Origin of the sequence: Micromonospora sp. NPDC005197, from assembly GCF_040608295.1 — a bacterium.
GTDB lineage: Bacteria > Actinomycetota > Actinomycetes > Mycobacteriales > Micromonosporaceae > Micromonospora.
Map to the genome: position 1 here is coordinate 1 of NZ_JBEXHY010000181.1, position 8,263 is coordinate 8,263.

The window sequence follows — 8,263 nt, forward strand, 5'->3', positions numbered from 1 at the left end:
GGCGCCGGTGCGGCGGATCACGTCGACGAGGTGCTGTCGGCCGCCCAGCACCGGGACACCGGCGATGCGGAGGTCGTGTTCGCCCGGCCCGCCGTCCCCGACCGGCACTCCGACCGTCGGTTCGGCGCCGAACGGTCAGCTGCACGGGCTGTGCCGGGCCTGGCGCGCAGGGAAGCCCGAGAAGCGGGAGAAGAAGTTGCGGACGCCGGCCTTCCAGCGGCTGGTGGAGGCCGCCGGTGGCGTCGCCGCGGTCGAGGAGTACTGCCAGCGACTGGTGCCCGAGGCGAAGCCGTCGGCTCCGGCGCGGTCGTCTGCCCCCGCCGAACCGTCCTCGGCGGGGACGCCGCCCGGATCGGCGAAGACCAAGCCCTCCCACCCGGCCGGGTCGGCCGCGAACTGAGCGTCCGGCCGGCGCGTTCGTTCTGCCGTGCACCGGGAAATTCGTCTGTTAGACAGGGGTTGGTGGCACCGTCGACGCCGCCGACAGTGTCGGTGGCCTGGTTTACGGTGGCACAGTGTTCCGGAGTTGGCGCACGACGAAGGAGGCTGCACCAATGGTGACGTCGCCCGAGCTGGATCGCAGCGCGATCCTGCGTGAGTCCGCGGCCGCAGGCCGACATCTCGCGCGCATCTGCTTCAAGACCGGCCCCCCGACATACACCGGCGTCGAACTGGAATGGACCGTGCACGACGCCGCCGACCCTGCCCGACCGGTCGACCCGGTGCGGCTGCGGGCGGCGCTGGGGCGCCACAGCCCCGTCACGCTGGACCCCACGAGCCCCGCCGAGCCGCTGCGACACGGCGGCACGGTGACCCTCGAACCGGGCGGCCAGTTGGAGATCTCCACCCCGCCGCGCTCTTCGACCGGCGCGCTGATCCAGGCCACCGAGGCCGACATCGCCCAGGTCACCGGCCTGCTGGCCGCCGCCGGGCTGACCCTCGGCCGCAGCGGAATCGACCCGCACCGTCGGCCCCGCCCAGTGGTGGACACTCCCCGCTACCGCGCCATGCGTCGCGCCTTCGACCGGCGGGGTCCGGCCGGCCGGACGATGATGTACAGCACCGCCGGTCTGCAGGTCTGCCTCGACATCGGCGAGCCGGACCAGGTCGCGGCGCGCTGGGCGACGGCCCACGCGGTCGGGCCACCGTTGCTCGCGGCGTTCGCCTCGGCCAGCCGGCACGCCGGGCGGCGCACCGGTTGGGCGTCCGCGCGTATGGCCGCCTGGCTGGCCATCGACCCGGCCCGCACCCGCCCGGTGTGGGTGCCCGGCAACGCCGACGAGGATCCGACGACCACCTGGATCCGGTACGTGCTTGCCGCGCCGCTGCTCTGCCTGCGCCGACGCGGCCCGGACTGGGCCCCGCCGCCGGGTGTCACCTTCGCCGACTGGCTCGACGGCGCGCTGCCCCGTCCGCCCACCACCGACGATCTTGACTACCACGTCAGCACCCTTTTTCCACCCGTGCGCCCGCGCGGCTACCTGGAACTGCGCTATCTCGACGCCCAGCCCGACCGGGACTGGCGTCTCCCGCTGGCGGTGCTGAGCGCGCTGTTCACCGACGCGGGCACCGTGCGCGCGGCGTACACGATCGGCGCGCCGGTGGCGCACCGCTGGTCGGCGGCCGCGCGGCACGGCCTGTCCGACCCGACGCTGGCCGCCGCCGCGGCCGCGCTGCTCGACCTGGCCCTGGCCACACTGCCCCAGCTGGAGCTGCCGGCCGGCACCCACGACGAGGTCCAACGAGGCGTACGACGGCGGCTGGCCGCCGCACAGAGGGGAGACCGGTGAGCGCGAGGAGTGAGCCGGGGTGGCGAGCCCCGCAGTCGCGAACGTTGGCGGACCGGTGAGCGCGAGGAGTGAGCCGGGGTGGCGAGCCCCGCAGTCGCGAACGGGGGGGAGACCGGTGAACGGCGAGACGGTGAGTGTGGGCACGACGGACCATCCCGAGGGGGAGCGGTTGCGGGGGCGGATCGCGGCGGAGTTGGCGCGCGCCCGGTCCCGTACCGCCCTGCTGACCGAGGCGGTCGACGACGCCGACCTGATGCGCCAGCACTCTCCGTTGATGTCGCCGTTGGTCTGGGATCTGGCGCACGTCGGCAACCAGGAGGAACTCTGGCTGGTCCGTGATGTGGGTGGCCGCGAGCCGGTCCGCTGCGACATCGACGAGCTGTACGACGCGTTCAAGCAGCCCCGCCGCGACCGGCCCGCGCTGCCGCTGCTGCCACCGGCGGAGGCGCGTGCCTACCTGGGCACGGTCCGGGACAAGGTGCACGACCTGCTCGACGCCGTGAGCTTCACCGATCGGCCGCTGGTCGCCGCCGGGTTCGCCTTCGGCATGATCGTCCAGCACGAGCAGCAGCACGACGAGACGATGCTCGCGACCCACCAGCTGCGCGCGGGCGCGGCGGTCCTGCACGCCCCGCCACCACCCGAGCCGACCGCCCGCGTCGGCGGTGAGGTGCTGGTGCCGGCCGGGGAGTTCACGATGGGCACCGACACCGACCCCTGGGCCCTGGACAACGAACGTCCCGCGCACCGCGTCGACCTGCCCGCGTACGTCATCGACGCCGCGCCGGTCACCAACGGCGAGTACGAGGCGTTCATCGCCGACGGCGGCTACGACGACCCGCGCTGGTGGAGCGCGGCGGGTTGGGAGCATCGGGTTCGGGAGCAGCTCGTCGCGCCGATGCACTGGCGTCGCGACGGCGACGGCTGGGCGTACCGGCGTTTCGGCCGGTGGGATCCGGTGCGCGCCGACGAGCCGGTGGTGCACGTGTGCTTCCACGAGGCGCAGGCGTACGCCGCGTGGGCCGGTAAGCGTCTGCCGACCGAGGCGGAGTGGGAGAAGGCCGCCCGGTGGGACCCGGCGACCGGGCGGTCGCGCCGCTACCCGTGGGGCGACGGGGACCCGACCGAGGCGCACGCGAACCTCGACCAACGTCACCTGCGGCCGGCGCCGGTGGGAGCGTACCCGGCCGGCGCGTCGCCGCTGGGCGTGCACCAGCTCATCGGGGACGTCTGGGAGTGGACGTCGACCACCTTCCGCGGGCATCCCGGCTTCACCGCGTTCCCCTACCGCGAATACTCGGAGGTCTTCTTCGGCGACGACTACCGGGTGCTGCGCGGCGGCTCGTTCGGCACGGACCGGTCGGCCTGCCGGGGGACGTTCCGCAACTGGGACTATCCGATCCGGCGGCAGATCTTCAGCGGCTTCCGCTGCGCCCGGGACGCCGCACCGGACGAGTCGCGCCGGTGATGCCGCACCGGGCCGGCGCGGCGGCGGCCGGATTGCGCTGATGTGCCGTCACCTGGCCTATCTGGGGCCGCCGGTCACGCTGGCCGAGTTGCTCTTCGCGCCGGCGCACGCACTCGTACGCCAGTCCTGGGCGCCTCGCGACATGCGCGGCGGCGGCACGATCAACGCCGACGGGTTCGGCGTCGGCTGGTATCCGAGCGACGGCGAGCCGGTGCGTTACCGGCGTGCCCAGCCGATCTGGAGCGATCCGACGATCGCCGAGCTGGCTGCGGTGACCCGCGCCGGCGCTGTGCTGGCCGCGGTCCGCTCGGCCACCGTCGGGATGGCGGTGCTCGACGGCGCCGCCGCGCCGTTCGCCGAGGGTCGGTGGCTGTTCAGCCACAACGGTGTGGTCCGGGGCTGGCCGGACGCGATGGTGTCGCTCGCCGCCGGCCTGCCGGTGCGTGACCTGCTGACCCTGGACGCGGTCACCGACTCGGCCCTGCTGTGGGCGCTGGTGCGGCACCGGCTGCGCGCCGGTGACGACCCGGCGGAGGCGGTGGCCCGGACGGTGGCCGAGGTCGCCGTGGCCGCTCCGGGGTCGCGGCTGAACGTGCTGCTCACCGACGGGCGGCGGGTGGTGGGCACCACGTCCGGCCACGCGCTGTCGGTGCGTGCGGCGGCGGGCTCGGTGCTGCTGGCCTCCGAGCCACACGATGACGACCCCGGATGGCGGCCGGTGCCGGAGGGGCACCTGGTCACGGCCACCGTGGACGAGGTGCGGATGTGCCCACTGCCGACCCGGTGAGCCGCACCGGTCGGGCACGCGAGGTGTGTGACTGAGCAGAGAGGCAGGACCGATGACCGCGGAACCGTTGGAGATCTACCTTGAGCCGCAGGACCTGGAGCGTGGTCTGCGTCAGGACGTCCGGGCCGGGTTAACCGCCGAGCCGAAGTGGCTGCCGCCGAAGTGGTTCTACGACTCGCGGGGCAGCGAGCTGTTCGAGGAAATCACCCGGCTGCCCGAGTACTACCCGACGCGGGCGGAGCGGGCGGTGCTGGCCGAGCACGCACCGGACGTGGCGGCGCTGACCGGTGCCAAGACCCTGATCGAGCTGGGCTCCGGCTCGTCGGAGAAGACCCTGCTGCTGCTGGACGCGTTCACCCGTCGGGGCGGCCTGGGCACGTTCGTCCCGTTGGACGTGTCGGTCAGTGCCCTGCTGGGGTCGACCGCGCAGATCGCCGCCGACTATCCGGGGCTGCGGGTCCGGGGCATCGTGGGGGACTTCACCCGCCAACTCGACCGGCTGCCCACCGGCGGTCGGCGGTTGGTGGTGTTCCTGGGCGGCACGATCGGCAACCTGCTGCCGGCCGAGCGGGCCGACTTCCTGGCCGCGATGCGCGCCGCGCTGGAGGTCGGCGACTGGCTGCTGCTCGGCACCGACCTCGTGAAGGACCCGTCGGTCATCGTGCCCGCGTACGACGACGCGGCCGGGGTCACGGCCGAGTTCAACCGCAACGTGCTGTACGTGATCAACCGGGAGTTGGGCGCCGACTTCGACCCGGAGGCGTTCGCGCACGTCGCCCGCTGGGATGCCGACCACGAGTGGATCGAGATGCGGCTGCGGGCGACGCGCCCGATGCGGGTCCGGGTGCTGGACCTGACGGTCCAGTTCGCCGCGGGGGAGGAGCTGCGGACGGAGGTGTCGGCGAAGTTCCGCCCGGAGCGGGTGGCCGCCGAGCTGCGCGAGGCGGGCTTCGCGGCGACGAACTTCTGGACCGACCCGGACGGGCTCTTCGGGGTGACGTTGGCCCAGGCGCGGTGAGGCTGTTCACCACGACTTCCGGCCCGGGCACGGTGAGGCTGTTCACCCACGGCGTCCGAGCCGCTCGGTGATCGGTTAAGCTGGTCGCGCGAAGGGGAGTAGCCCTCAATGTCGTGGTCGACATACTGGTGCGTTCCGCACCCGGCCACGCGGCCCCGGTCTCCGGGGCGGGCGAGACCTTCGACTCAGGCTGTTGCAGCCGGGTCGAGGGCGCCCCCGTACCTCCTCCCGGCGTGAACGGGAAGGATGTCATGGAGGGATTCCTCGCCGCGCTGGTCGTCAGCTTCGGTGTCATTTTCGTGGCCGAGCTGGGAGACAAGTCCCAGCTGATGGCGCTGACGTTCGCTACGCGGTTCAAACCGATTCCGGTGCTGATCGGCATCACCGTCGCCACGGCGGTGGTGCACCTGGCGTCGGTCGCCATCGGTTCGGGCCTCGGCGCCGTGCTGCCCACCGAGTGGATCTCCCTGGTGGCCGGTGTGGCGTTCCTCGGCTTCGGCGCGTGGACCCTGCGCGGTGACACGCTCACCGAGGAGGAGAAGCGCAAGGCCGAGAAGACCAGCAAGACCGCGATCGTGGCGGTGTCGGTGGCGTTCTTCCTGGCTGAGCTGGGCGACAAGACGATGCTCGCGACGATCACCCTGGCCACCAAGTACGGCTGGTTCGGCACCTGGCTCGGCTCCACGATCGGCATGGTCGCCGCGGACGCGCTGGCCATCCTGGTCGGTCGGATGCTCGGTCGCCGCCTGCCGGAGAAGACCATCAGGTACGGTGCCGCGGTGCTCTTCGCCATCAGTGGCCTCTGGCTGATCCTGGAGGCCGTCAACGAGCTGACCTGAGCACCGACTAGCCGCCCCGCTGGCGGGTAACGGCTCCGGGTGGAGCCGGCGGAGCTGCTGCGCCACGGCGACGAGGTGCTGGTCGCCGTGGTGGAGGTGGCCGGGGCCCTGGTGATCTTCGTGGGTGCCGTCTGGGCGGCGGTGCGGTTCGCGGTCGAAGGGCTGCGACACCGCACCGCCGCCGTCTTCACTCCGATCCGACTGTCCCTGGGCCGGTTTCTGACCCTCGGTCTGGAGTTCCAGCTGGCCGCCGACGTCTTGCGCACCGCGGTGTCACCGTCGTTCACCCAGATCGGCCAGCTGGCGGCGATCGCCACGATCCGGACGGCGCTGAACTACTTCCTGGGCCGGGAGATCCGGCAGGAGCAGCGGCAGGTCACCGACGGGCAGCGGCGGCCGTGAGCGGTGCGCTGGTCGAGGTGGTGACCGCGCTGGCCCTGGTCGCCGGTGTGGTCACGGCCCTGTGCACCGGTGCCGTCCGGGTCGCGGTCCGGGTGCTGTTGGACCTGCTCACGGCGGCCGGCCTGCTCCGCCTGGCCGGTGATCCGCAGTGGGGTGGCCTGGCCGCCGCGGCGGCGATCGTCGCGCTGCGCCAACTGCTCGCGGCGGCGTTGAGTCTCGCGCCGCCGTGGTCGCGCCGACAATCCCCGCCGCGCTGCGCCGAGGACGATCACCACTTACCGTGGGCAGTAGCAGCGAAACAGGGAAAAGCGGGAGGATAACCACATGAGCCGGCACGACGAACCGAACGAGTACGGCTACGCCGGTGGCGCCACCGCTCCCGAGCCCCAGCCCGGCGGCAAGCCCGACGAGCAGGACCTCGCGGAGGAGGTGGCGGTGCCCGGCGACGATCTCACCGCGCCGGAGACCGACGCGCTGGCCGACGAGACCGAGAAGCGTCGCCCCAGCGAGCGCCGCCGCTGAGGCGTCACGCATAACGGCGGTCGCCCGCACGGGCGACCGCCGACGCCGTTCGGGTCATGATTGACCGCCGGCGCCGTTCGGGCAGCTCGTCCGTGACCCCCCTGCCGGCCGGTGCCAGGTGTGAGCTGACCACCGTGAGCGCGGCCAGCGTGCGGGCGATGTCGGTGGCAATCGGGATGGCCCGACCGCGCAACCCCTCCCCGCCCGCTGTCTGGACCACCGCCGCGGAGATCGGCGCGGGCAGCGCCATCCCGCCGAGGGTGGCCACCACCGCAAGCGCCGCGCCGCGCGGCTCCCGCAGGTCGCGCCGACGACGAACTCGCGCTTGAGGTCCAGGCCCGCCACGAGAACGAAGACTGCCAGCAGCCCCGATTGGCGCGGCCCAGGTCGAGGCACCAGCGCTCGCCGTCGGGCCAGGGCGCCGCGGGTGTACGACTCGCCCCCCATGGCGTCCTCGCCCCGATCAGCGCGAGGGGCAGCAGTACGCCTCCGATGGTGGGGTGCGGGCGATCACTCGGCGTCCGGGAGGGGGGCGGCCAGAGATCGGCCGTGGACTTTTCCCGGATGTCGCCGCTGCCGAATGACCCTTTGTCGGGTTGGTCATGTGGGCGCACTTGTTCGCCTCGAAAATGCATAACTCCGGACATAAGCCCTATGAGGGGCTTTAATGGTTTCACGAGTTGGCAGACGACCTTGGGGGTTTTCGTGAAGTTCTTTGGCGTAACCGGACCCGCACGGAGGCACTCCTGATGGACCTGCTCCGCCAATTGCGCCACGTGCGTCGGCACTGGTGGGTCGTGCTGGTCACCGTCATGGTGGCCCTGGGCGTCTCGGCGTTTCTGACCGTACGGGCCCAGCCCCGGTACGTCGCTTCGGTGACCTTCTTCGTCACCACCCCCAACCAGGGCGTCAGCGACGCCTACCAGGGTGGTCTGTTCCTTCAGCAGCGGGTCAAGTCGTACGCCGACCTGCTCAGCAGCGATCGCCTGGCGCAGAGCGTGGTGGCCGAGACCCCGGTCGGGCTCACCGCGGACGAGGTGCAGCGCCGGGTGACCACCTCCACGGAGACGGGCACCGTGCTGCTGCGCGCCTCCGTCACCGACACCGACCAGGCGCGGGCGATGCGGGTGACCGAAACCCTCGCGGCAAAGTTCGTCGAGCTCGTGCAGAAGGTCGAGACGCCGCCCGAGGGCAAGGCGCCGATCAAGATCGAGGTGGTCAGCGGCCCACGGGTCAGCGCCAGCCCCGTCTCGCCGCAGCCGGTCCGCAACCTCACGCTCGGCGGTCTGGTCGGTCTGGCGCTCGGTGTCGGCCTGGCGATCCTGCGCGGCGTCGCCGACGTCCGCCTGCGCGACGCCGCGGGCCTGCAACGCGCCACCGGAAGCCCACTGCTCGGTGAGATTCCGTTCGAGAGCGCCGCCCGCACCGCTCCGCTGA

General features: G+C 72.6%; 10 protein-coding genes and 1 pseudogene. 9 read left to right on the forward strand and 2 right to left on the reverse strand.

What is annotated here, in order from left to right; all coding sequences use genetic code 11:
- Window positions 1–135 precede the first annotated feature (135 nt).
- Complete coding sequence (locus tag ABZU46_RS29670; protein WP_354862922.1) at window positions 136–366, reverse strand: hypothetical protein; 231 nt, start codon at window positions 364–366, stop codon at window positions 136–138.
- Between the two features lie 188 nt (window positions 367–554).
- On the opposite strand from ABZU46_RS29670, the gene egtA reads away from it, so the two are divergent.
- The 8 genes from egtA (at window position 555) to ABZU46_RS29710 (ending at window position 6,826) form a co-directional block, all read left to right on the forward strand.
- Window positions 555–1,790 carry an ergothioneine biosynthesis glutamate--cysteine ligase EgtA gene (gene egtA / locus ABZU46_RS29675; protein WP_354862924.1) on the forward strand — a complete coding sequence of 412 codons (1,236 nt, stop codon included), beginning with the start codon at window positions 555–557 and terminating at the stop codon, window positions 1,788–1,790.
- 115 nt (window positions 1,791–1,905) lie between these two features.
- Complete coding sequence (gene egtB / locus ABZU46_RS29680) at window positions 1,906–3,258, forward strand: ergothioneine biosynthesis protein EgtB (RefSeq protein WP_354862926.1); 1,353 nt, start codon at window positions 1,906–1,908, stop codon at window positions 3,256–3,258.
- Between the two features lie 40 nt (window positions 3,259–3,298).
- Window positions 3,299–4,045: an ergothioneine biosynthesis protein EgtC gene (egtC, locus tag ABZU46_RS29685; protein ID WP_354862928.1), complete on the forward strand. Its 747-nt coding sequence runs from the start codon at window positions 3,299–3,301 to the stop codon at window positions 4,043–4,045.
- 52 nt (window positions 4,046–4,097) lie between these two features.
- Window positions 4,098–5,063 (forward strand): L-histidine N(alpha)-methyltransferase, encoded by a 966-nt coding sequence (egtD, locus tag ABZU46_RS29690; RefSeq protein WP_354862930.1) that lies wholly within the window; start codon window positions 4,098–4,100, stop codon window positions 5,061–5,063.
- 251 nt (window positions 5,064–5,314) lie between these two features.
- Window positions 5,315–5,902 carry a TMEM165/GDT1 family protein gene (locus tag ABZU46_RS29695; protein WP_354862932.1) on the forward strand — a complete coding sequence of 196 codons (588 nt, stop codon included), beginning with the start codon at window positions 5,315–5,317 and terminating at the stop codon, window positions 5,900–5,902.
- A 39-nt stretch (window positions 5,903–5,941) separates the two neighbouring features.
- Complete coding sequence (locus ABZU46_RS29700; RefSeq protein ID WP_354862934.1) at window positions 5,942–6,304, forward strand: DUF1622 domain-containing protein; 363 nt, start codon at window positions 5,942–5,944, stop codon at window positions 6,302–6,304.
- Window positions 6,301–6,624 (forward strand): hypothetical protein, encoded by a 324-nt coding sequence (locus ABZU46_RS29705; RefSeq protein WP_354862935.1) that lies wholly within the window; start codon window positions 6,301–6,303, stop codon window positions 6,622–6,624. The genes ABZU46_RS29700 and ABZU46_RS29705 overlap by 4 nt, the downstream gene beginning before the upstream one ends.
- Window positions 6,625–6,628: 4 nt before the next feature.
- Window positions 6,629–6,826 carry a hypothetical protein gene (locus ABZU46_RS29710; protein WP_354862937.1) on the forward strand — a complete coding sequence of 66 codons (198 nt, stop codon included), beginning with the start codon at window positions 6,629–6,631 and terminating at the stop codon, window positions 6,824–6,826.
- Between the two features lie 115 nt (window positions 6,827–6,941).
- On the opposite strand, the pseudogene ABZU46_RS29715 reads toward ABZU46_RS29710, so the two are convergent.
- Window positions 6,942–7,195 (reverse strand): annotated as a pseudogene (locus ABZU46_RS29715) (Na+/H+ antiporter NhaA); the annotation flags it as partial.
- A gap of 380 nt (window positions 7,196–7,575) precedes the next feature.
- Between ABZU46_RS29715 and ABZU46_RS29720 the strand changes: the two are divergent.
- Window positions 7,576–8,263: Wzz/FepE/Etk N-terminal domain-containing protein (locus tag ABZU46_RS29720; protein ID WP_354862939.1), on the forward strand; the 688-nt coding region annotated here is incomplete at its 3' end.

Bases quoted from the DNA above. Each gene is read 5' to 3' on its own strand.
- egtA (WP_354862924.1), top strand. From the start codon at position 555: ATGGTGACGTCGCCCGAGCTGGATCGCAGCGCGATCCTGCGTGAGTCC.
- egtC (WP_354862928.1), top strand. From the start codon at position 3,299: ATGTGCCGTCACCTGGCCTATCTGGGGCCGCCGGTCACGCTGGCCGAG.
- egtD (WP_354862930.1), top strand. From the start codon at position 4,098: ATGACCGCGGAACCGTTGGAGATCTACCTTGAGCCGCAGGACCTGGAG.
- ABZU46_RS29695 (WP_354862932.1), top strand. From the start codon at position 5,315: ATGGAGGGATTCCTCGCCGCGCTGGTCGTCAGCTTCGGTGTCATTTTC.
- ABZU46_RS29710 (WP_354862937.1), top strand. From the start codon at position 6,629: ATGAGCCGGCACGACGAACCGAACGAGTACGGCTACGCCGGTGGCGCC.